This is a genomic window from Pseudomonas sp. CFBP2511 (assembly GCF_030209255.1).
Lineage (GTDB): Bacteria > Pseudomonadota > Gammaproteobacteria > Pseudomonadales > Pseudomonadaceae > Aquipseudomonas > Aquipseudomonas avellanae.
In genome coordinates, this window is record NZ_JARVSI010000009.1 from 106695 (window position 1) to 130679 (window position 23985).

The window sequence follows — 23985 nt, forward strand, 5'->3', positions numbered from 1 at the left end:
GCCCGTCAGATGTGCAGAATGAATTCGCGTACCAGCTTGCTGCCGAAGTAGGCGAGCATCAGCAGGCAGAAGCCGCCCAGGGTCCAGCGAATAGCCTTGTGCCCGCGCCATCCGAGGCGATTGCGTCCCCATAACAACACGCTGAACACTACCCACGCCAGAAACGCCAGCAGGGTTTTGTGCACCAGATGCTGGGCAAACAGGTTTTCGACGAACAGCCAGCCGGAAAGCAGCGACAGCGAGAGCAGCGTCCAGCCAGCCCAGAGGAAGCCGAACAGCAGGCTTTCCATGGTTTGCAGGGGAGGGAAGTTCTTGATCAGCCCGGAAGGGTGTTTGTGCTTGAGCCGGTAGTCCTGCAACAGCAACAGCAAGGCCTGAAACACCGCAATGGTGAACATGCCGTAGGCCAGCAGCGACAGCAGAATATGGCTGAGGATGCCGGGCTCTTCCATGATCGGCTGCACCGTGCCGCTGGGTGCGAACTGGGCGAGCAGCACGGTGATCATCCCGAGCGGGAAGAGCAGCACCAGCAGGTTTTCCACCGGAATGCGCGACGTGGCGATCAATGTCACGACAATCACCGAAGCGGCGATGAGGCTGGCCGAATTGAAGAAGTCCAGGCCAAGGCCGACAGAATGCGTCAACTGGGAATAAAGGCCGATGGCGTGGGCGATGACCGCAAGCGCGCCGAGCAGGCACAGTAGCCGTTTGTCGGGCCGGGCGGTCTGACTCAGACGCACACCTTGATAGGCGGTCGCAGCGGCATAAAGAGCGGCGGCGGCGAGGCTGGGAAGCAGGCTGGGTGGCAAAGGGGACATAGATCCTGATGGACGGGCCTGATAAAGACGCTGAGTTTGGCATACAACCGGCAAATCACGAAAGACCACAGAAGCAGTCTGCATGGTGTCCGTGCGGCGGAGTCTTCGCTATAATCCGCGACCTGCTCAAGCCGCAGGCTCGCCGAGCGCCATTTTCTGCATAACGGGCCGGGCCGCACCAACCGGGGCTCGATGAGAGCCTGAAAGGATCGCGCATGTTTGAAAATCTGACTGACCGCCTCTCACAGACGCTGCGCCACGTTACTGGCAAGGCCAAGCTGAACGAGGACAACATCAAAGATACCTTGCGCGAAGTGCGTATGGCGTTGCTCGAAGCCGACGTCGCCTTGCCGGTGGTCAAAGACTTCGTCAACAGCGTCAAGGAGCGTGCTGTCGGCACCGAGGTGTCGCGCAGCCTGACGCCGGGCCAGGCGTTCGTGAAGATCGTCCAGGCCGAACTCGAAAGCCTAATGGGCGCCGCCAACGAAGACCTGGTGCTCAATGTCACGCCGCCTGCGGTCATCCTCATGGCTGGCTTGCAGGGTGCGGGCAAGACCACCACTGCCGGCAAGCTGGCGCGGTTCCTTAAAGAGCGCAAAAAGAAAACCGTGATGGTGGTGTCGGTCGACGTTTACCGTCCCGCCGCCATCAAGCAGCTTGAAACCCTGGCCAACGACATCGGCGTGACGTTCTTCGCGTCCGACATCAGCCAGAAGCCGGTGGACATCGCCCTGGCTGCCATCAAGGAAGCCAGGCTGAAGTTCATCGACGTGGTCATCGTCGACACCGCCGGTCGTCTGCACGTCGATGTCGAGATGATGGGCGAGATCCAGGCGCTGCACGCTGCGACCAAGCCAGCCGAAACGCTGTTCGTGGTCGATGCCATGACCGGCCAGGATGCGGCCAACACCGCCAAGGCATTCGGCGATGCGCTGCCGCTGACCGGTGTCATCCTGACCAAGGTCGATGGCGATGCTCGTGGCGGTGCTGCACTGTCGGTGCGTGCAATCACCGGCAAGCCGATCAAGTTCATCGGTATGGGCGAGAAGAGCGAGGCGCTGGAGCCGTTCCACCCGGACCGTATCGCTTCGCGAATCCTCGGCATGGGCGACGTGCTCAGCCTGATCGAGCAGGCCGAACAGACCCTCGACAAGGACAAAGCCGACAAACTGGCGAAAAAACTCAAGAAGGGCAAAGGCTTCGATCTCGAAGACTTCCGCGACCAGTTGCAGCAGATGAAAAACATGGGCGGCCTTGGTGGCCTCATGGACAAACTGCCAAGCATCGGCGGCGTCAACCTGTCGCAGATGGGCAACGCCCAGGGCGCAGCCGAGAAACAGTTCAAGCAGATGGAAGCCATCATCAACTCGATGACGCCAGCCGAGCGCCTCGACCCGGACCTGATCAGCGGCTCGCGCAAGCGCCGTATCTCCCAAGGGTCGGGCACTCAGGTTCAGGATATCGGGCGTCTGATCAAGCAGCACAAACAGATGCAGAAGATGATGAAGAAGTTCTCCGCCAAGGGCGGAATGGCGAAAATGATGCGCGGCATGGGTGGAATGCTCCCCGGCGGCGGCATGCCGAAAATGTAATTGCGTGGCGTGCAAGACACTTTGCACGCTGTCCATCTGGGGGGTGACCCCCGGCCAGCCCGCGCTATGCGGGCTTTTACCTGCTGTCATACCGACAGCTTCTTGGCAAATCTGGAAGGCATGCCGATAGGCGCCGGAAAAAGACATTTGCAAAAGTCGGGATATTCCTTAGAATATGCGGCCTTTCGGGCACCTATGCCCGCTGTGCATCTTAGATTTGCAGCACCGACTACAGGAATGATGTTCAATGCTTACCATCCGTCTTGCCCTTGGCGGCTCCAAAAAGCGCCCGTTCTACCACTTGACCGTAACCGACAGCCGCAACGCTCGTGACGGTTCCCACAAGGAACAAATTGGTTTCTTCAACCCGGTTGCCCGTGGTCAGGAAATCCGTTTGTCCGTTAACGAAGAGCGCGTCAACTACTGGTTGAGCGTGGGTGCACAAACTTCCGAGCGCGTTGCCCAGCTGCTCAAAGAGCACAACAAGACCAAGGCCGCGGCCTGAGTCTTATGAACGCGACGCCTGCATCTGCCGACGATCTGATCGTCATTGGCAAGATTTACTCGGTTCATGGCGTTCGCGGCGAAGTGAAGGTCTATTCCTTTACTGATCCGATTGGAAACCTGTTGGGCTACAAAACCTGGACGCTTCGGCGCGAAGGCAGCGTTGAGAAACAGGTGGAGCTGGTCAGCGGACGCTTGCAGAGCAAGTTTCTGGTCGTAAAGCTCAAGGGTCTCGATGATCGTGAAGAAGCCCGTCTTCTCTCCGGTTACGAAATCTGCGTGCCGCGCAACCTGTTCCCTGATCTGGACGACGGCGAGTACTACTGGTACCAGCTTGAAGGCCTCAAGGTCATCGACCAACTCGGGCAATTGCTCGGAAAAATCGATCACCTGCTCGAAACCGGTTCGAACGATGTAATGGTTGTAAAGCCCTGCGCGGGCAGCCTTGATGATCGTGAACGCCTGTTGCCCTATACAGAGCAATGCGTGTTGGCAATCGACATGGCCGCTGGCGAGATGAAGGTGGAATGGGACGCGGACTTCTGAATGCCATGGCCAGCCTGCGCATAGAAGTCATCAGTCTGTTTCCCGAGATGTTTTCCGCCATCAGCGAATACGGCATTACCAGCCGTGCGGTGAAACAAGGGCTGTTGCAGCTGACTTGTTGGAATCCGCGGGATTACACCACTGATCGCCATCACACTGTGGATGATCGCCCATTTGGCGGTGGTCCGGGCATGGTGATGAAGATCAAGCCCCTTGAAGATGCTCTGGTTCAGGCCAGGCAGGCGGCAGGGGATGCGGCGAAGGTGATTTACCTGTCGCCACAAGGCCGCCAGCTGAATCAGGCTGCGGTACGCGAACTGGCGCAGGAGGAAGCGATTATCCTCATCGCCGGTCGTTATGAAGGCATTGACGAGCGTTTCATTGAAGCTCATGTCGATGAAGAGTGGTCGATTGGTGACTATGTTCTTTCCGGTGGCGAGCTGCCGGCGATGGTCCTGATTGACGCGGTTACGCGGCTGCTGCCCGGAGCTTTAGGGCATGTGGACTCCGCGGAGGAAGATTCCTTCACGGATGGTCTGCTGGATTGCCCGCACTACACCCGACCTGAGGTGTATGCGGATCAGCGTGTTCCCGACGTGTTGCTAAGTGGCAATCACGCGCACATCCGGCGTTGGCGTTTACAGCAGTCCCTTGGGCGGACCTATGAACGACGCGCTGATCTTCTGGAAAGCCGCTCGCTTTCTGGAGAAGAGAAGAAGCTGCTGGCGGAATACATCCGTGAGCGGGACGATAGTTAACGTATCGATGGTCGATCCATACGGATTACCTTAGGAGCACCAGCATGACTAACAAAATCATTCTTGCCCTCGAAGCAGAGCAGATGACCAAAGAGATCCCTACCTTTGCACCAGGCGACACCATCGTCGTCCAGGTTAAAGTGAAGGAAGGCGACCGCGCTCGTCTGCAAGCATTCGAAGGCGTTGTCATTGCCAAGCGTAACCGTGGCGTGAACAGTGCTTTCACTGTTCGTAAAATCTCCAACGGTGTTGGCGTTGAGCGTACTTTCCAGACTTACAGCCCGCAAATCGACAGCATGGCTGTGAAACGTCGCGGTGACGTTCGCAAGGCCAAACTGTACTACCTGCGTGACCTGTCCGGTAAAGCAGCGCGCATCAAGGAAAAACTGTCCTGATACAGTTTTTCGATGCATAAAAAAGGCAGCCTCAGGGCTGCCTTTTTGTTGCCTGCTGTTTGATGATTCGCTCCTGTCGTATCTCCACACGTAATGAGTAAAAATGGCTGCCATCGACCACCCGCTGATTGACCGGTTTCTCGACGCGCTCTGGCTCGAAAAGGGCTTGTCCGATAATACCCGTGACTCATACCGCAGTGACCTTGCGCTGTTCAATGGCTGGTTGCAGGAGCGCAACGTCGATCTGCCCGGTGCCGGGCGCGAAGTGATCCTCGATCACCTTGCATGGCGCGTGGAAAATGCCTACAAGCCACGCTCTACGGCGCGTTTTCTGTCCGGCGCGCGTGGCTTCTACCGCTACCTGCTGCGCGAAAAGCTGATTTCCGTCGATCCTACCCTGCAGATCGACATGCCTCAGTTGGGCAAACCGTTGCCTAAATCGCTTTCCGAAGCCGATGTCGAAGCATTGCTTGCTGCTCCCGACCTGAGCGAGCCCATCGGCGAACGTGACCGTGCCATGCTTGAAGTGCTGTATGCCTGCGGTCTGCGCGTGACTGAGTTGATCAGCCTGACCCTGGAGCAGGTCAACCTGCGCCAGGGCGTGCTGCGGGTCATGGGCAAGGGAAGCAAGGAGCGGCTGGTGCCGATGGGTGAAGAGGCCATCGTCTGGGTCGAACGCTACATGCGTGGTGCCCGCGACGAGTTGTTGGGCGGCAAGCCCAGCGACGTCCTGTTCCCCAGCACCCGCGGCGACCAGATGACCCGGCAGACTTTCTGGCACCGTATCAAGCATCAGGCGACGGTTGCCGGCATCGGCAAATCCCTGTCACCGCACACCCTGCGTCACGCCTTCGCGACTCATTTGCTCAATCACGGCGCCGACTTGCGTGTAGTGCAGATGTTGCTCGGGCACAGCGATCTGTCGACGACCCAGATCTACACCCATGTGGCGCGTGCACGGCTGCAGGAAATGCACGCGAAGCATCATCCTCGGGGATGATTATTGAAGTATTTTGCGAAGAGTCTTACGTCAGTCCAGGTCGGCCCCGCGAGCCTTATGTGATAGGCTTTGCCGGTTTCGCCTATCAAGGCTGGCACGCCTTTTTTCGACAGTTGCCAGCCTGTCCGCCGTCATAGGAGTTTTCATGCGTTTGCATCAGATTTTCGCTGCCGCCGCTGTCATGCTGGCCAGCACATTCAGTATGTTTGCCGTTGCAGATGCTGCCCCCGATCAGGCCATTCGCAAGACACTGGATTCGCTCCAGCTGGAGCTGCCGGTCGAGAGCATTTCGCCGAGCCCGCTCAATGGCCTTTACGAGGTCAAACTCAAGGGCGGTCGCGTGCTGTACGCCAGCGCCGACGGTCAGTTCGTGGTGCAGGGTTATCTGTTTCAGGTGCAGAACGGCAAGCCGGTCAACCTGACCGAAAAGACCGAGCGTCTGGCCATTTCCAAGACCATCAATGCCATTCCGCTTTCCGACATGGTCGTCTACCCGGCGGTGGGCGAGACCAAATCGCACATTACGGTGTTCACCGACACCACCTGCCCGTACTGCCACAAGCTGCATGAAGAAGTCGGGCAGTTGAACAAAATGGGCGTTGAAGTCCGTTACATGGCCTTCCCGCGCCAGGGTCTGGGTTCTCCGGGTGACGAACAGTTGCAGGCCGTCTGGTGTTCCAAGGACCGTAAAAGCGCCATGGATCGCATGGTCGATGGCAAGGACATCAAAGCTGCCAAGTGCGACAATCCGGTGAGCAAGCAGTATGAAATCGGTCAGTCGATCGGCGTCAACGGCACCCCTGCGATTGTCCTCGCCGACGGTCAGGTGATTCCGGGTTATCAGCCTGCTGCTCAGGTTGCCAAACTGGCAATGGGCGCCAAGTAATTCCTTGGCACTCAAGCATGCTTTACAGGAGCGTGCGTGATACGAGGCCCGGGCCTTTGGCGCCTCTTCAAATTTGTAGCCACATGGCAACATGCGGCGGATTTCACGGCTGATCAAGGATCGGCCGTTTTTCGGGGAGTTCATCAGTGAAACCGGTCAAAGTAGGCATATGTGGGCTGGGTACTGTCGGTGGCGGTACTTTCAACGTACTTCAGCGTAACGCCGAGGAGATTGCCCGCCGCGCCGGGCGTGGAATCGAAGTGGCGCAAATTGCAGTTCGTACACCAAACCCCAACTGCCAGATTGGCAGTACGCCTACCACCAGCGATGTGTTCGCCGTTGCGACCAACCCTGAAATCGACATCGTCGTCGAACTGATCGGCGGATACACTCTTGCCCGTGAACTGGTCCTCAAGGCCATCGAAAACGGCAAGCACGTGGTCACTGCCAACAAGGCGCTGATCGCGGTGCACGGCAACGAAATCTTCGCCAAGGCGCGTGAGAAGGGCGTGATCGTGGCGTTTGAAGCGGCTGTTGCCGGTGGTATTCCGGTCATCAAGGCCATTCGTGAAGGCCTGTCGGCGAACCGTATCAACTGGGTGGCGGGCATCATCAACGGCACGGGTAACTTCATCCTTACTGAAATGCGCGAGAAAGGCCGCACGTTCCCGGATGTGCTGGCTGAAGCCCAGGCGCTGGGTTACGCCGAAGTCGACCCGACCTTTGACGTCGAGGGGATCGATGCGGCGCACAAGCTGACCATCCTGGCTTCCATTGCCTTTGGCATTCCGTTGCAATTCGACAAGGCCTACACCGAAGGCATCACCAAGCTGACGACTGCGGACGTGAACTACGCCGAAGCGCTTGGCTACCGCATCAAGCATCTGGGGGTTGCGCGCAGCACCGCCCAGGGCATCGAGTTGCGCGTACACCCGACGCTGATCCCGGCCGATCGCCTGATCGCCAACGTCAATGGCGTCATGAACGCCGTGATGGTCAACGGTGATGCCTCCGGTTCGACGCTGTTCTACGGTGCTGGTGCCGGTATGGAGCCTACCGCGTCTTCCGTCGTGGCCGATCTGGTGGACGTGGTGCGTGCCATGACCTCTGACCCGGAAAACCGCGTGCCTCATCTGGCCTTCCAGCCTGATTCGCTGTCCGCGCATCCGATCTTGCCGATCGAGGCGTGCGAAAGCGCCTATTACCTGCGCATCCAGGCCAAGGATCATCCGGGCGTGCTGGCTCAGGTGGCAAGCATCCTGTCCGAGCGCGGCATAAACATCGAATCGATCATGCAAAAGGAAGTCGAAGAACACGACGGCCTGGTGCCGATGATTCTGCTGACCCACCGTGTCGTTGAACAACGCATCAACGACGCCATTCAGGCGCTCGAAGCGTTGCAGGATGTGGTGGGCCCGGTAGTCCGTATTCGCGTCGAACATCTTAATTAAGGCAGCCGCAAGCGGTCAGCTACACGCTACAAGTCAGACGCCGATCGTTTTGGACTTGCAGCTTGCAGCTTCCAGCTTGCAGCTCAAACCGAAGGTTTGATCCCATGCGCTATATCAGTACTCGCGGGCAAGCGCCTGCATTGAATTTCGAAGACGTGCTGTTGACTGGTCTGGCCAGCGATGGCGGTCTGTATGTGCCGGAAAACCTGCCACGTTTCACACAGGAAGAGATCGCTTCCTGGGCCGGCCTGCCGTATCACGAGCTGGCCTTCAAGGTGATGCGCCCGTTCGTGGCCGGAAGCATTCCGGACGCCGATTTCAAGAAGATCCTGAAAGAAACCTATGGTGTCTTCGCCCACAGCTCGGTCGCGCCGTTGCGCCAGTTGAACGGCAACGAGTGGGTGCTTGAGCTGTTCCACGGCCCGACCCTGGCGTTCAAGGACTTTGCCCTGCAATTGCTCGGTCGTTTGCTGGACTACGTGCTGGCCAAGCGCGGCGAGCGTGTGGTGATCATCGGTGCCACTTCGGGCGATACCGGTTCTGCAGCCATCGAAGGCTGCCGTCGCTGCGATAACGTCGATATCTTCATCCTCCACCCGAACAACCGTGTATCGGATGTTCAGCGTCGGCAGATGACCACCATCTTTGGCGATAACATTCATAACATCGCAGTGGAAGGCAACTTCGACGACTGCCAGGAAATGGTCAAGGACAGCTTCGCCGATCAGAGCTTCCTCAAAGGCACGCGTCTGGTGGCGGTCAACTCGATCAACTGGGCGCGGATCATGGCCCAGATCGTCTACTACTTCCATGCATCGCTGCAGTTGGGCGGCCCGGCGCGTTCGGTATCGTTCTCGGTGCCGACCGGCAACTTCGGCGACATCTTCGCCGGTTATCTGGCGCGCAACATGGGGCTGCCGGTCAATCAACTGATCGTTGCCACCAACCGCAATGACATTCTGCACCGCTTCATGAGCGGCAATCAGTACGTCAAGGAAACCCTGCACGCAACGTTGTCGCCGTCGATGGACATCATGGTCTCGTCGAATTTCGAGCGCCTGCTGTTCGACATGCACGGTCGCAACGGCTCGGCGATTGCCGATCTGATGAGCAATTTCAGGCAGGGCGGCGGTTTCAGTGTCGAAGAAGAGCGCTGGACCGAAACCCGCAAACTGTTCGACTCGCTGGCGGTCAGCGACGAAGACACCTGCAAGACCATCGCCGAGGTGTTCGCCAGCACCGGCGAGCTGCTCGACCCGCACACTGCTATCGGTGTGAAGGCTGCCCGCGAATGCCGTCGCAGCCTTGACACCCCGATGGTGATTCTGGGGACGGCACATCCGGTCAAGTTCGCTGAGGCAGTGGAGAAGGCCGGTGTAGGAAAAGCGCTGGAGCTACCTGCACATTTGTCTGATTTGTTCGAGCGTGACGAACGTTGCACCGTGTTGCCAAATGACCTGAAAGCCATACAGGCGTTTGTCAGCCAGCATGGCAATCGCGGCAAACCGCTCTGACAGAAGCGTCGTGTAACAACTTTGGGCCCGCCACTTGGCGGGCCTTTCTGTTTCTACGTGGCAAACTTCGCTGGTTTTTCAAACCAGAGCGTTGAGTCATTTGTGGTGAAGCAGGCAAGCATGCAAAGCAGAGTCAGGGAGACAGGCAGCACAATGAGAGGCCGCGCATGGCGCATGGTATGGGTGCTGTTGGCGCTGGTTTTCGCCCGGTCAATCGATGCCGCGCAAAGCTTGCCGTTCACCCTGACAGCGCCTTTCGTGGTGTCGCAAGACCTTGATCTTGATGCCAGTGACCGGGCATGGCTCGACCAGCGCAAGGTGCTTCGGGTCGGCATTGCGATTGCCGATTACGAACCCATTGATATCACCAGTGATCGAAATCGCTATCAGGGCATCAGCGCCGACTACCTTGGGCTGGTCAGTGACCAACTGAACATTTCGACGCAGGTAACGGGGTTTGCCAAACGCGATGAGGCCATCGAGGCGCTGCGCGAAGGCAGAATCGACCTGCTGACCAGCGCCAACGGGTTTGAGCGAGGTGTGAGGGGGCTGTCGTTTTCCAGCGAGTACATGCCTGATCGATCTGTGGTGGTCGGCCGTGGCAACGACGTGAGCCCACCATCGAGCCTGGCCGATAAAAAGGTGGTGCTGCTTGATGGTTATGCTGATTCAGATGTGGTGCACCGGGTTTACCCGAACAGCGAGATCATTATCGCGCCTAACCTCTACAGCGCGCTGGAGGCTTTGAGTCAGGGTGAAGTCGACATCTTTATCGGTAACGAAGTGATTGTCCGGGCCTACATCGCGCTGCGCCCGTACCTCGGGTTGCAGATCAAGTTCGAAAGCCAGTTGCCCCCGGTGGGTTTTGCCTTTGCGGCTCGCCAGGATGAACAGCGCTTGCTGGCGTTGATTGATCTTGCGTTGAACAGTATTGATCCTGCGGTCGGTCGTGAGGTGCTCGTCCGCTGGACCATCGGCCTTGGCGCGGATGTGGAAGGCCAGCGTATTCGCCTTAGTGGCGCAGAACGACGCTGGCTGCTCAAGCATCCGAGTGTGACGATCTCCACCACGCAACATCCACCCTACATCTACAAAGACAAAAATGGTCACTGGGTGGGGTTGAACGCGGATTTACTGGCGCGTATCTCGCGCATGACCGGCTTGCAGTTCGTACACAAGGAAGCAGCCTCCACGCAGCAGAGCATTGAGGTGTTGCGCGCCGGCCGGGCCGACATGAACACCACACTGGCGGAAAACGCAGAGCGCCGAAAGTTTTTGGACTTTACCTATTCGTTCGGCGGCAACAGCTGGATGTTCGTGGTGCACTCCGATCGATCTTCTCAGGTATCGCTCGACAGCCTGTCAGGCCAGGTACTCGCCCTGCCTGCCCGGCATGCGCTCGAGGACATGATCAAGCGAGAGTACCCGTTGATCAAGCTACGGCTGGTCGAGACCTACGATCAGGCCCGCGCGTTGGTTGAAAGCGGTGCGGCCGATGCGACCATTCAAAATGAGGCCGGTGCGTACCTGTTTCCGTCGGGGCAACTGAAGGTGGCCCGCAGCGTCGATGGCAAATGGTCGCCCGACAGGTTTTCGGTGATCAAGACCCAGCCCGAGCTGCTGGGCATTCTGAACAAGGCGCTGGAAGAGTTTCCGGTTGCTGAGTTGCGTTCGATTCGTCTGAAGTGGCTGGGGTCGTCGTTGCCTCAGCCCTCGTTGTGGGGGCGCATTCCGCGGTGGGTGTTCTGGGTCGTGGCCCTCGCGTTGTTGACCGGGCTGGTGTCGCTGGCCTGGAGCAGTCGCCTCAAGGTGCAGATTCGCCAACGCCTCAAGGCTGAACGCCAGCTCAATGATCAACTGGCTTTCAAGCATGCCCTGCTCGACGGTATTCCCAATCCGATTTACGTGCGCGACCTCAAGGGACGCCTGATTTCCTGCAACCGCAGCTACGAGCAGAGCCTGGGCGTCAGTTTCGAGCAGATGAATGGCCGGCGCCTTCTTGATGTCGAAGTGATCCCGCGGCCGCTGGCCGAACAGATGCATGCCGATTACCTCGCACTGCTGGAAAACCATCAGCCGGTCTTTTCCGACCGCACAATCGAACTGTCCGGCAAGCGCATGAACGTCTGGCAATGGACGGTGCCTTTCTTTGCCGCAGATGGGCAGTTGCAGGGTTTGTTGGGGGGCTGGATCGACATCACCGAGCGCAAGCTGCTGGAACAGCAGCTCGAGCAAGCAGTACGCCTGGCGGCTCAGGCCAACGAGGCCAAAAGTGTCTTTCTGGCCAGCATGAGCCACGAAATCCGGACACCGATGGGGGCGATCATCGGTTTGCTGGAGCTGGAATGTGAGCAGGCCTTGCGTCGGGGTGAAGCACCGACGCAAGGCCTGCAGGTGGCTCATCGTTCCGCGACGGAGCTGGTGGCGCTGATTGGCGAAAGCCTTGACCTTGCCAGAATCGAAGCCGGTGGCATGCAGTTGTCATTGGTTGTCACGCCTCTGCAGACTTTTTTCGAGGGCGTTCTCGCGCTTTTTTCAGCCCAGGCCAGGGAGAAAGGCCTGGAGTTGCGGCTAGAACTTGCCGAACAGGCGCGTGGCGACTATTGGCTCGACCCGCTGAGGTTGCGTCAGGTCGTGCATAACGTGTTGGGCAATGCCTTGAAATTCACCCGGCAAGGGGCGGTGGTCGTGAAGGTTGAGGTATCAGATGACCCGCCGGACGCTTCACGGGTGCCATCGGCATCATGGACAGCGGAGTGGGCATTGAACCGGCACGTCAGCAGCAGATATTCCAGCCGTTCACACAAGCTGCCGATGACACGGCTGCACGCTACGGAGGCAGTGGCCTGGGGCTGAGCATCACCCGGCAACTGGTGGAGCTGATGAAGGGCGATATCAGCCTGCACAGCGAACCCGGCAAGGGGACGCGGGTCACCGTCGACGTGCCGCTGGCCAGGGTGACCGAACCGGTTTTGCCTTCTGCCGAGGCCCTGGATGCAACCCTTGATGCGCTCCCTGATACGCGCATTCTGAACCTGCTGGTGGTCGATGACATGTCGGCGAATCGACTGGTGTTGACCCGGCAGCTCGAGTTTCTGGGGCATCGGGTCGTGCCTGTCGAAGGCGGTGAGGCGGCACTGTCGATCTGGCGCAAAGAGCCTTTCGATGCGCTCATCACCGATTGCAACATGCCAGGCATCAGCGGGTATGCATTGACCGAAGCCATTCGCCAGATAGAAGAGACGGAGCAACGACAGCGCTGCCCGGTGATTGGCTGTACCGCCAATGCGATGACTGACGAGGCCGCGCGATGTGAGCAGGCCGGCATGGACGGGCTGCTGATCAAACCGCTTTCACTGGCACGTCTGGCCCGGGAGCTGGCGGATAGGGTGCGTGAGCCAACCTTCGACATACGCACGCTGCAAAACATGACGCGCGCCAATCCGGAGCAGATGCAGCGCTTGTTGAGCGAACTGTGGAAAAACCTGCGCCATGAGCACGCCTTGCTGGAGCCCGCCGTGACCGCAAATGACTGGAAGACCATGAGCGCCAGCCTGCATCGGCTCAAGGGTGCGGCCAGCCTGGTTGATGCGGTGCCTCTGGCCAGAGCGTGCGCGGCGCTGGACGACAGTGTTCGGCAGCAGCGTATGAGCGATGTGCACGAGCGCTGGCTGGCACTGGAGAACGCGATGACCGGATTGCGCGCTGATATCGAAATGCAATTGGTGGCAGTGCCTGAAACTGCGCCCCCTCGCGATTGAGTCCTGCAGAAAAGCATCGTGATCGCCAACGCTTTTTAAGACACGTCTTATGGGGCATGTCTGCACAAGGGACTAAAGTAAATGTATTGCTGTCCCGATGGCTCCAATTCCGTAGGCGCGACTGTGCACTCACTCAAGGTTCTGATTCTCGAAGATCACCCGTTCCAGTTGATGGCGCTGCATCAGATGCTCAACGCGAATCAGGTCTTCGATGTGCTGGCTGCTGACAGCGTCGAGGCTGCGAAGCAGTCCTTGCACAGCCGCGGTCCTGTCGATATCGCTATCTGCGACCTGCAGATGGACGGACCTGATGGTCTGGAGCTGATTCGCTTTCTGGCTGAAAGCGGGCAGGCGAGGGCGCTGATCATCCTCAGTGCTTCCGCTGCATGTGTGCTGGAGGGCGTCGCGCAACTGGCGCTCAATCAAGGGCTGACCGTGCTGGGTTACCTGCAAAAGCCCGCTTCGGCCACCGCCCTTTGCGAACTGCTCAAGGCCTACGGCCCGAGTCGGGCCGAGCTTGCGTCGCCAACGCCGGTAAAGAACGCTCCGGGCGCGCTGTCTGCACGGGAGTTGTTTGCCGTGACAGGCGGCGGACCTCAGGACGCAGCGGGCGCCCGCTCTGTCGCCGAGCAGTGGATTGCCTATTTTCAACCCAAGGTCAGCCTGCAAGGCGAAGTACTCGGCGTCGAGGCGCTGGTTCGCTGGCAGCACCCCGTGCATGGCCTGCTGGCACCCGGGCGGTTCATGGACACCATCGAAGCCGAAGGCCTGACCGTCGCGCTGACCTGGCGTGTGCTGGATCAGGCGCTGCGGTTGTCTGCACAGGTCTTGCAAGCGCAGGGAACGGCGTTATCAGTCGCCGTCAACATCGATCCGCAAGTCCTGCAACACGCGGATTTCGCCGAGCAGATCATGCAGGCGCTGGACCGTCATGACGTACCGGCAAGTGCCCTGACGCTGGAAATTCTCGAGCAGGATGCCGCCCGACCTGAAACCTGGCAACTCGAAGCACTGTTGAGGTTGTGCATGCTGGGCTGCAAATTGTCCATCGACGACTTTGGCATGGGCGCTTCGAACATCGAGCGGCTTTTGCAGTTGCCGTTCAGTGAACTGAAAATACCCACCGAGTTCGTGCGCGGCATGGCCGACGATGCGCGCAAATCTGCGGTGGTGGCCGGGGCCATGCTCATGGCGCAGCGCCTGTCGATGTCGGTGGTGGTTGAAGGCGTCGAGACGATTGATGACTTCCACAGCCTGCTGGCGCTGGGCAACCCTGCGGTTCAGGGGTATTTCATTGCACGTCCGATGGCCGCGTCAGCGTTCCTGCGCTGGGCCGCCGAACGTGGTGATTCCCGTCTGCAAGACGGGTCAACGGCCTCCGGGGTTCAGGACATGCCGCTTTCCTGCAAATAGATAAACAGCGCGGCGTCGTTGGCCAGGCCGAGCTTGCGCATGGCACCGACTTTCTGCGCGCTGACAGTCTGTTTGCTGCGATTGAGTTGCGCCGCGATCTGGCCAACCGTATGGCCTGCCGAGAACAGGCGTAACACTTCCAGCTCTCTTGGGGACAAGCGTTCGGCCGCCAGCAGCGCATCAGGCCCGTATTGCTGTGCCTCGCGCAAAACCCGACGCACGGAATCGGCGACAAAAACCTCTCCGCGCAACGCGCCCCTGACCGCAGCAGGCAGTTCTCCGGCCAGGCTGGCCTTGCTCAACAGGCCACGCACACCGAGGTCGAGCATGGACTGAAAAAGCCCGGCATTGCTCAACGTCGTCACGACAATCACCGGCAGTACCGGAAAATCCCGGCGCACACGCTGCAGCAGGCGCAGGCCGTCATTCTGACGCTCGACGGGCATCATGAAGTCAGTCACCAGCACATCGCAGGCGAGGCTTGCGAGTGCCTGCAGCAGTGCGTCCGGATTGCCGGCTTCGGCAACCACGTGCGCCAGGTCGTCCTGTTCCAGTACCACGCGCAGGCCAATCAGGAAAATAGGGTGGTCGTCAGCCACGATGACGCGCAACGGTCGATCAGTGGAATCGCTCAAGACCGGGCTCCATCAGAAAGGGCTGTCGGGTATTGCAGAGGATGGGAGCGTTTAACGCAGCGATCATGATCATAGGCATCTGTAGGACGCGTGGCTAATTTATGTCGGTTTTTCCTACAAACCCGCTTTTTATGGTCGCCGGCCTCAGGTTTTTTCCTTGTCACATTCAGCAGGCATGCTCGAAATAACACACGGGTGCTGCGATCAGGCGATAGATAGAACTTTCTCTTATCGCCAACGGTCATTGATTAGCACCTTTGCATTCAAACTGTTGAGTGGTGATCCGGATGGAAAATATCAGCTTACTGCTAAGCGAAGCGCTGGCGCCCTATCAGGCCAGTATTGGTCCGGCGGGTTCTCGGGGTGAACGTTTGGTGACTCTGAAAGATAAAGCGGGTGCCCGTGTGATCGAGCGTGAATTTGGCGCTGATCAACTGAACGACAAACGTCAGCTGACCGACGTGGTAGACGGTCTGCGCCGGGACCTGATGGTCGCAGAAGGGCGGATCGAGCCGTGTGTCATCGCTGCAATGCGCAACGCTGCGATCAGTCGCCCGTTTGTCGGTGTTCCGTCTTTTGCTTAACAGTTGCTTAACCGCCGTCAACGGTATTTGAACCAGGGGAGACAGTTGTACTCATATTGATTACGTCAGGTTTGATCATTGCGCTCCGGTGATCAGTAGCTGGCGTACTGACCGTCATGGTCATATTGACCCCGGACAGCCACCCCTCTGTTCGGGGTTTCTTTTTGCCAGCTCAGTGTTGCTGGAACAGCGCCTTGACGTCTTCCAGATAGCTCTCCCGCTGGGAGGGATCCAGCCATTGAGCATAAAAGTCCATCAGGCTGCTTTCACGCAGCTCGCGCATTTGCTGATTGATCTTTGCGATGGCCTGCTCGCCTTCGGGCGTATGGCTGCAACTGATGTAAATGAATTGATAGGCCGGATTGCCCTGAATCGGTAAAAAACTCAACTCATCCGGCGATATGCCTTGCTGCATGGCCTGGTAGCGCGCTTCCGGCCAGAAACTGATAAAGGCCTGCAAACGGCCCAGGCGCTCCATTTGCAAAAGGCTGCCGGTGGCATCGTTACCGTAGTGCGCTATCAGAGCGTTTTCGTTGACGCCTTGCAGCGTGTGGTCGATCAGCTCCCCATAACTGCGTTCGGCAACCACGCCCAATTTGATGGCATTGCTGGCCATCAGCGCCGCAAAGTTGATTTTGCCATCCGCTATATAGGGCTCGAACGTCGACATTTCTTCTTTGCGCACAATCAGGCCACTGCTGATTATGGCGACGATAGGGATCGAGAAAAGCAGGGTTTTGGCCCTTTCGGCGGTCCATAACATCGTGGGATCGCAGTTCAGTGACGAGGCGTCGTTGAGCATTTGCAGGCCTCTGGCACGGTTGACCCGCATCAACACATGGTCGTATTCGGGCATTCGTGCGGTCAGCAGAGGCATGAGCTGATCAATGGCACCTTGCCCGCGCATCGTCCCGGAGAAAATCGTCGAAGGCGGTATGTCGCGCATCAGCCAGGTCAGCGTCTCCTTTGCCTGGCTGGCACACGACAGGGCCACCAGCGACAGGGCGAGCATCAATCGAGCCGTTGTGCAGTGCGAGGCAGGAGGGGGCATTCGCGGGTGTCATCCTCGAAAAGGGGTCAACAATCTGAAGTGGGGAGGCAGGTCTTTGAGTGGCGCTGCGCCAGTGGCGTCACATTCAAATGCCCCGTCAACCCCTTGCCGGGAGTCCGGTTGCTCGCTGCAGATGGCTGCATGGGCTAATTTGTATCAGGATTTTGTTTCAGACTATCGATTTTTCTGTTCCCGCACATCAGTGCAATCACGGCGTCTGCGTGAGCAAGTTCGTTCACAGGCCCGGCATCGGTTAGACTTGCCGTCTTCCCTCCAGACTCTAGAAGCCCGTTCATGGCCCAGCCGTCCACGACCTACAAATTCGAACTCAACCTTACCGACCTTGATCGTGGGGTTTATGAGAGCGTCAAGCAGACCATTGCCCGGCATCCTTCGGAAACCGAAGAGCGCATGACCGTGCGTTTGCTGGCCTACGCCTTCTGGTACAACGAACAACTGGCGTTCGGTCGCGGTCTGTCTGATGTAGACGAGCCCGCACTGTGGGAAAAAAGCCTGGATGATCGCGTCCTGCACTGGATCGAAGTCGGGCAGCCGGATGCCGATCGCCTGACCTGGTGTTCGCGTCGCACCGAGCGCACCAGCCTGCTTGCCTACGGAAGCTTGCGCGTCTGGGAAGGCAAGGTCATCCCGGCGATCAAGAACCTGAAAAACGTCAACATCGCGGCAGTGCCGCAGGATGTGCTGGAAGTGCTCGCCAAAGACATGCCGCGGGTCATCAAATGGGATGTGATGATCAGCGAAGGCACGGTGTTCGTGACTGACGACCGTGGTCAGCATGAAGTGCAATTGCAATGGCTGACAGGCGAGCGCGGCTGATAAAGGCCCGCGCTGACCGCCTGCCTGGCGACAAAACGTTAATCGACACCCTCAAGAGAATCAGCTGACCCGCATGCGCATTGAACCTCGTCCGTTGCCCGACACTTTGCCGTTTCTTGGCGACCTGCCGCCCTTGCTCACACGTCTGTACGCGGCCAGAGGTGTGGCATGCGAGGCCGAGCTGGACAAAAGCCTGGCGCGACTGATCCCCTATCAGCAGCTCAAAGGTATAGATGCAGCTGTAGACCTGCTGGTGACCTCCCTGCGTGAAGGTCAGCTCATGCTGATCGTCGGCGACTTCGATGCCGACGGCGCGACCGCCAGTACGGTCGGAGTGCTGGGCCTGCGTTTGCTGGGTGCGGCGCACGTTGATTATCTGGTGCCCAACCGCTTTGAATACGGCTACGGCCTGACCCCGGAAATCGTCGAAGTAGCTCTGCAGCGCGAGCCGCAGCTGCTGATCACCGTGGATAACGGCATTTCAAGTGTCGAGGGCGTGGCGGCGGCCAAGGCGGCAGGCTTGCAAGTGCTGGTCACCGACCACCACTTGCCCGGTCACGAGCTTCCGGCGGCAGACGCCATCGTCAACCCAAATCAGCCAGGGTGCACCTTTCCCAGTAAATCGCTGGCGGGCGTGGGGGTGATCTTTTACGTGTTGATGGCCCTGCGAGCACGCTTGCGTGACACCGGCTGGTTCGATCAGCGTGCCCAGCCCAATCTGGGCGAACTGCTCGATCTGGTGGCGCTGGGCAGCGTCGCTGACGTCGTGCCGCTGGACGCCAATAACCGCATTCTGGTGCACCAGGGGCTGATGCGTATCCGTGCGGGCCGCGCCCGCCCCGGGCTGCGCGCGATTCTGGAAGTCGCACGGCGTGAGCCTGCGCGCATCACTTCAACGGACCTGGGGTTCATTCTGGGCCCGCGCCTGAACGCGGCAGGGCGTCTGGATGACATGAGCCTGGGCATCGAATGCCTGCTCTGCGACGACCCGACACGGGCGCGGGAAATGGCCGTGCAACTGGACGAACTGAATCAGGACCGCAAGTCCATCGAGCAGGGCATGCAGCGCGAAGCACTTGCGCAGCTCAAGGACCTGCCGCTGGAGTCCATGCCGTTCGGGCTGTGCCTGTTCGATGCGGAGTGGCATCAGGGCGTCATCGGTATTCTCGCCTCGCGGCTCAAGGAGCGTTACCACCGGCCCACCATCGCGTTTGCCAGTGCCGGGGAGGGCGTGCTCAAGGGCTCGGCACGCTCGGTGCCGGGTTTTCACATCCGTGACGCGCTGGACGCCGTGGCCGCGGGTCACCCTCACTTGATCAGCAAGTTTGGCGGGCACGCCATGGCGGCAGGCCTCTCGCTGCCCGAAGATAACTTTCCGGCGTTTGCCGAGGCGTTCGACCTGGAAGTGCGCCGCCAGCTGGATGAACAGGACCTTACCGGGCGCCTGCTGTCTGACGGCTCGCTGGCGGTCGAAGAGTTTCACCTGGAGCTGGCCCGCGCCCTGCGCAATGCAGGCCCTTGGGGTCAGCATTTCCCTGAGCCGCTGTTTCATGGTGTATTTCAGCTGGTCGAGCAACGCGTCGTGGGCGAACGACATTTGAAGATGGTGCTCAAGACCGAATGTGGCAGCGTGAGGCTGGACGGTATCGCGTTCAGCGTCGACCGCGACATCTGGCCCAACCCCAATATTCGCTGGGTCGAGCTGGCTTATAAACTCGACCTCAACGAGTTTCGCGGCAACGAAACCGTGCAATTGATGGTGGTGCACATCGCGCCACGCTGACAATCAGCAGGAACCCCTCTCGTTATCGGGTTGTCGACAACAGACTGGCTGTTAAAACCTGTTCAGAGCGTGAACAGAGCCTGGACACCTGAATTTTCATTACGAGAGGTTGCCATGAGCCTGCTGTTAGAACCCTACACGCTGCGTCAATTGACCCTGCGCAACCGCATTGCCGTTTCACCCATGTGCCAATATTCCAGTGTCGACGGCCTGGCCAATGACTGGCACCTGGTTCACCTGGGAAGTCGCGCGGTGGGCGGTGCCGGGCTGGTCATGAGCGAAGCGATGGCCGTGACGCCGGACGGTCGGATCACCCCCGAAGACCTCGGCCTGTGGAACGATGAACAGATCGAGCCGCTGCAACGCATTACGCGCTTCATCAATGCCCAAGGCGCGGTTGCAGGTATTCAACTGGCTCACGCCGGGCGCAAGGCCAGCACTTGGCGCCCGTGGCTGGGCAAACACGGTAGTGTGCCGCTCAATGAAGGTGGCTGGACGCCGGTCGGGCCATCGGCTATTGCCTTCGATCCGCAGCACACCGCACCTGTGCAACTCAGCGAAACGCAGATCAAGGAACTGATCGAGGCATTCGTCGAGTCCGCCCGCCGTGCCCTGACCGCGGGCTTCAAAGTGGTGGAAATTCACGCTGCGCACGGCTACCTGCTGCACCAGTTCCTGTCGCCCTTGAGCAATCAGCGCACCGACCAGTACGGCGGCTCGTTCGAGAACCGGATTCGCCTGACCCTGCAAGTGACCGAAGCGGTGCGCGCGGTGTGGCCTGAAGAGCTGCCCTTGTTCGTCCGTGTGTCTGCCACCGATTGGGTGGAAGACGGCTGGAACGCTGATGAAACCGTCGAGCTGGCGCGTCGCTTGAAAGCGCTGGGCACCGACCTGATCGATGTGTCGTCGGGCGGAACGTCGGCCAACGCGGAAATCCCGGTAGGCCCGGGCTATCAGACGCGGTTTGCCGAGCGCGTGCGCAAGGAGTCCGACATTGCCACAGGCACGGTGGGCATGATTACTAATCCTGCCCAGGCAGAGCATATTCTGCGTACGGGCCAGGCCGACATCATTCTGTTGGCACGAGAGCTGTTGCGTGACCCGTACTGGCCGCTGCGTGCCGATGAGGATCTGGGTGGACGCCTGGCGACGTGGCCTGCGCAGTACCAGCGCGCGACCCATCGCGATCAGCCGATTCATGAGTCTGATTTGCGCGACTGATCATCAAACTGAATGATGTCGTGACAACCGTAAACCGAGCGCCGCAAAGCGCTCGGTTTTTTGTCACTCGCTTTCCAGTAACTCGGTCACACGCCCGATCAGTTCGGCGATGGCAAACGGTTTGGGCAGCACGTGCATGCCCGGTTCCAGGGTGTCGTGGGCTAACGCGGCGTTTTCAGCGTAACCGGTCACGAACAGGACTTTCAGGTCGGGTCGTACCTCTCTGGCCGCATCGGCAACCTGACGACCATTCATGCCGCCCGGCAGGCCGACGTCGGTAATCAACAGATCGATGGCCGCCTTAGATTGCAGGACGACCAGGGCGTCGGCGCCCCGTTCGGCCTGCAACACGGCGTAACCCAGGTCCTCAAGCAGTTCGGCGATCAGCAGGCGTACCGCCGGTTCGTCATCGACGACCAGAATGGTCTCGTCACCCGCGCTTTGCGGCGCAATCGTCAACAGACCGTCATCCAGTGCGACCGATTCTGCATCGCCTTCGTGCATCGGCAGCAGGATGCATATGCGTGACCCTTCCCCGAGGGTCGAGCCGATGCGCACGCCACCGCCGGATTGTCGCGCAAATCCGTAAATCATCGACAACCCCAGGCCGGTGCCCATGCCCGTCGGCTTGGTCGTGAAAAACGGATCGAAGGCGCGGTCGATAACCTCTTTCGCCATGCCGGTGCCAGTATCGGTGACAGACAACTCCACGTACCGGCCGGGGGGCAGCTCGTATTGAGTCGCCGCAGATGCATTCAGATGGCGATTGGCAGTCTGGATCAGCAATCGGCCGCCATCAGGCATCGCATCCCTGGCATTCAGGCACAGATTGAGCAGCGAGTTTTCCAGTTGATGCGGGTCAACCAGCGTCGACCACAGGCCGCGTGACGCAACCACCTGCATGTCGATGGCCGGGCCTACGGTGCGCCTGATCAGCTCATCCATGCCGGCAATCAGCACATCGACATCAGTAGCTTTGGGGGCCAGGGTCTGGCGGCGCGAGAAGGCCAGCAGTCGATGGGTCAAAGACGCCGCGCGCCTGGAGCCCTCCAGTGCTGCATTGATGTAGCGGTCCAGCCCGGTAAAGCGTTCCTGGCGAATCCTCGACAGCAGCAGCTCCATGTTGCCGGTCACGCCCATCAGCAGATTATTGAAGTCGTGTGCCAGGCCGCCGGTGAGCTGGCCGACGGCTTCCATTTTCTGCGACTGACGCAGCGCTTCTTCGGCAATGTGCAGGGCCTCGATGCGTTGCTTCTCGTGGGTCAGGTGTTTGCCCAGTGCGAAAATGATTCCATTGCCGGGTGCAGCAGTCCAGCCGAACCAGTGATACGTCCCGTCCACATGTTGATAGCGGTTCTCAAACAGCGGGAGCACCTGATTCACCGTGCGTTTCAGCGCGCTCCGGGTATTGCCGACGTCGTCCGGGTGCAGCAGGGTCATGATCGAGCTGCCCGCCAGTTCCTGTTCCGTGCGCCCGAGGATCGCCGTCCAGGCTGGATTGACCCGCAGAAACATGCCGTTGAAATCGAGTATTGCCAGTGGGTCGGGCGACATCTCCCAGAATGTGTTCAGCTCCAGCGTGCGTTGTTTAAGCCTTGCAGTCTGTTGCCGTTCCTGCCTGACCAGCTTGTCGATCAACTCCTGACGCTTGCGTTCGCTGTCGCGCAGCGCGTGGTGGTCGAGAACATGCTGAGTGGTCTCGTTGGTGATACAGAAAACCCCAGTGATAACACCGTTCTCGTCGATCACCGGCGAGAAGGAAAATGACCACCACGTCTGCTCGACTTCGCCAAAACGCGCCATGCTCAGGGGCATGTCCACGTAGCGACACGGCGTACCAGCCAGCGCATTGGCGGCCAGCGGTGCGACCTGATCCCAGACGTCAGCCCACAGCTCGGCAACCGGCGAGCCGATTGCCCCACGTTGGCGCGGGCCAAGAATGGGTGCGTAAGCGTCGTTATGGAAAAACACCAGCTCTGGTCCCCAAAGCAGGTACATCGATTCCGGCGAGTTGAGGAGCAGATTCAGGGTGCTTTTCAGCGCTGCTGGCCAGTGTTCGATTGGCCCGAGTGACGTCGGGCTCCAGTCTTTTGATCGAATAATCCCGGCCGCCTTGCTTGCACCTGCCGGAAAATCAATTGGGGATATCACGTGAGGCAAGCTCCTGACGGACTGCTTCTGGATGCAAAAGCATTCATATGACTGTGCTTACCTGGCCAAACCATCTATGCGGGTGAGTTCTGTTGGTAACTCTGCGAATACTTGTATTGACCCTGTTTCACTGGCGCCGGTTGCACACGTTTTATCGATATGACGGACAAGGAGATGAGCGGGCGTTACGTGGGTCTGTAACATTCGGAAGCATACTGTTAGGGGACGACAGGTCACTTCTCTTTAACCTGCGGGTCAATGACTTATCTGACTAACCTTGTAGGAGGCTCTCTGTGAATACGCGTGGTTTACTCGATCAGTTGCTCAAGTCTGGCCAAAGCATGCTGCAGGACAAGAGCAACGGCAAATCCGGCAAGCAATCGTCGGGCAGCGATTCATTGATCAATGGTCTGGGCAGCTTGCTCGGCGGCAATAAAGGCAAAGGGTCTTCTTCGGGCGGGCTGGGTGGCTTGTTGTCTGGCGCAGGAGGTGGTGCGCTGGCCGCAGGCGCCATGGGCCTGCTGCGCGGCAAACGCTCGCGTGGCATGGGCGGCAAAGTGCTGACGTATGGTGGCCTGGCAGCGTTGGGTGTACTGGCCTACAAAGCGTACAACAACTGGCAGGCCAGTCAGGGGCTGACCGGTCAGCGCGAACCGCAGACCATCGACCGCTTGCCCGAGGCTGAAGCCGAGCAGCATAGCCAGGCCATTCTACGAGCGCTTGTTGCTGCAGCCAAAGCTGACGGTCACGTCGATGAGCGCGAGCGTGCGTTGATCGAGGGCGAGTTCAGCAAGCTCAATAACGACCAGGCGCTTCAGCACTGGCTTCAGGCCGAACTGAACAAACCGCTGGACCCTGCAGAAGTGGCCCGCGCTGCGACCACGCCTGAAATGGCAGCGGAAATGTACATCGCCAGCGTGATGCTGGTCGATGACGAGCATTTCATGGAGCGCGCCTACCTCGACGAGCTGGCGCGCCAATTGAAACTGGACCCGGGCCTCAAAGCCGAACTGGAGGGGCAGGTCAGAGACACCGAGTGATCTGCAGGTACCTGATCGGCTTGCGGACAGTTCTCGTGTCATCGA

19 protein-coding genes and 1 pseudogene are annotated in these 23985 nt (G+C 59.2%); 16 read left to right on the forward strand and 4 right to left on the reverse strand.

From position 1 onward, the window contains the following. Positions 1–5: 5 nt before the first annotated feature. Positions 6–818, reverse strand: coding sequence for a cytochrome C assembly family protein (locus tag QRN38_RS08090; protein WP_003377684.1), 813 nt, complete (start codon positions 816–818; stop codon positions 6–8). 215 nt (positions 819–1033) lie between these two features. Here QRN38_RS08090 and ffh point away from each other — a divergent pair, with 215 nt between their 5' ends. The 11 genes and pseudogenes from ffh to QRN38_RS08145 all read left to right on the forward strand — a co-directional run bounded on the left by ffh (position 1034) and on the right by QRN38_RS08145 (position 14638). Further along, positions 1034–2410 (forward strand): signal recognition particle protein, encoded by a 1377-nt coding sequence (ffh, locus tag QRN38_RS08095; RefSeq protein WP_057418890.1) that lies wholly within the window; start codon positions 1034–1036, stop codon positions 2408–2410. A 247-nt stretch (positions 2411–2657) separates the two neighbouring features. Next, on the forward strand, positions 2658–2915 hold the full coding sequence (rpsP, locus tag QRN38_RS08100) for a 30S ribosomal protein S16 (RefSeq protein WP_003377687.1): 258 nt from the start codon (positions 2658–2660) through the stop codon (positions 2913–2915). A 5-nt stretch (positions 2916–2920) separates the two neighbouring features. Next, positions 2921–3460, forward strand: a complete 540-nt coding sequence (gene rimM / locus QRN38_RS08105; RefSeq protein WP_057418891.1) for a ribosome maturation factor RimM — start codon at positions 2921–2923, stop codon at positions 3458–3460. 5 nt (positions 3461–3465) lie between these two features. Next, a complete protein-coding gene (gene trmD / locus QRN38_RS08110) occupies positions 3466–4218 on the forward strand; it encodes a tRNA (guanosine(37)-N1)-methyltransferase TrmD (protein WP_005765874.1) in 753 nt (250 codons plus the stop codon). 44 nt (positions 4219–4262) lie between these two features. Continuing rightward, the gene (gene rplS / locus QRN38_RS08115) at positions 4263–4613 is read left to right on the forward strand and encodes a 50S ribosomal protein L19 (RefSeq protein ID WP_002552524.1); all 351 of its coding nucleotides are present in this window, start codon (positions 4263–4265) and stop codon (positions 4611–4613) included. Positions 4614–4716: 103 nt separating this feature from the next. Continuing rightward, positions 4717–5613 (forward strand): site-specific tyrosine recombinase XerD, encoded by an 897-nt coding sequence (xerD, locus tag QRN38_RS08120; RefSeq protein WP_005765876.1) that lies wholly within the window; start codon positions 4717–4719, stop codon positions 5611–5613. 145 nt (positions 5614–5758) lie between these two features. Next, entirely contained in the window at positions 5759–6499 is a 741-nt protein-coding gene (gene dsbC / locus QRN38_RS08125) for a bifunctional protein-disulfide isomerase/oxidoreductase DsbC (protein WP_007245372.1), read from the forward strand. 146 nt (positions 6500–6645) lie between these two features. Beyond that, the gene (locus QRN38_RS08130) at positions 6646–7950 is read left to right on the forward strand and encodes a homoserine dehydrogenase (RefSeq protein ID WP_005765880.1); all 1305 of its coding nucleotides are present in this window, start codon (positions 6646–6648) and stop codon (positions 7948–7950) included. 104 nt (positions 7951–8054) lie between these two features. Beyond that, positions 8055–9464, forward strand: coding sequence for a threonine synthase (thrC, locus tag QRN38_RS08135; RefSeq protein WP_057418892.1), 1410 nt, complete (start codon positions 8055–8057; stop codon positions 9462–9464). Positions 9465–9638: 174 nt separating this feature from the next. After that, positions 9639–13225, forward strand: a pseudogene (locus QRN38_RS08140) (ATP-binding protein). A 123-nt stretch (positions 13226–13348) separates the two neighbouring features. Continuing rightward, positions 13349–14638, forward strand: a complete 1290-nt coding sequence (locus QRN38_RS08145) for an EAL domain-containing response regulator (protein ID WP_057417982.1) — start codon at positions 13349–13351, stop codon at positions 14636–14638. Here QRN38_RS08145 and QRN38_RS08150 read toward each other — a convergent pair. Further along, positions 14611–15273 (reverse strand): response regulator, encoded by a 663-nt coding sequence (locus QRN38_RS08150; RefSeq protein WP_010201407.1) that lies wholly within the window; start codon positions 15271–15273, stop codon positions 14611–14613. The two genes, QRN38_RS08145 and QRN38_RS08150, sit on opposite strands and share 28 nt — an antisense overlap. A gap of 287 nt (positions 15274–15560) precedes the next feature. On the opposite strand from QRN38_RS08150, the gene QRN38_RS08155 reads away from it, so the two are divergent. After that, complete coding sequence (locus tag QRN38_RS08155) at positions 15561–15857, forward strand: DUF3509 domain-containing protein (RefSeq protein WP_007245377.1); 297 nt, start codon at positions 15561–15563, stop codon at positions 15855–15857. Between the two features lie 172 nt (positions 15858–16029). On the opposite strand, the gene QRN38_RS08160 is transcribed toward QRN38_RS08155, so the two are convergent. After that, a complete protein-coding gene (locus tag QRN38_RS08160) occupies positions 16030–16869 on the reverse strand; it encodes a TIGR02285 family protein (RefSeq protein WP_057417983.1) in 840 nt (279 codons plus the stop codon). 333 nt (positions 16870–17202) lie between these two features. Here QRN38_RS08160 and QRN38_RS08165 point away from each other — a divergent pair, with 333 nt between their 5' ends. From QRN38_RS08165 to QRN38_RS08175, 3 genes are all read left to right on the forward strand, one after another. Continuing rightward, positions 17203–17745 (forward strand): YaeQ family protein, encoded by a 543-nt coding sequence (locus QRN38_RS08165; protein ID WP_003377703.1) that lies wholly within the window; start codon positions 17203–17205, stop codon positions 17743–17745. 73 nt (positions 17746–17818) lie between these two features. After that, positions 17819–19528, forward strand: a complete 1710-nt coding sequence (gene recJ / locus QRN38_RS08170; RefSeq protein WP_057417984.1) for a single-stranded-DNA-specific exonuclease RecJ — start codon at positions 17819–17821, stop codon at positions 19526–19528. Between the two features lie 114 nt (positions 19529–19642). Next, on the forward strand, positions 19643–20749 hold the full coding sequence (locus tag QRN38_RS08175) for an NADH:flavin oxidoreductase/NADH oxidase (RefSeq protein WP_054091152.1): 1107 nt from the start codon (positions 19643–19645) through the stop codon (positions 20747–20749). A 63-nt stretch (positions 20750–20812) separates the two neighbouring features. On the opposite strand, the gene QRN38_RS08180 is transcribed toward QRN38_RS08175, so the two are convergent. Then, entirely contained in the window at positions 20813–22900 is a 2088-nt protein-coding gene (locus QRN38_RS08180) for a hybrid sensor histidine kinase/response regulator (protein ID WP_057417985.1), read from the reverse strand. Between the two features lie 293 nt (positions 22901–23193). Between QRN38_RS08180 and QRN38_RS08185 the strand changes: the two genes are divergently transcribed. Next, on the forward strand, positions 23194–23940 hold the full coding sequence (locus QRN38_RS08185) for a tellurite resistance TerB family protein (RefSeq protein ID WP_005765900.1): 747 nt from the start codon (positions 23194–23196) through the stop codon (positions 23938–23940). The last annotated feature ends 45 nt before the right edge of the window (positions 23941–23985 follow it).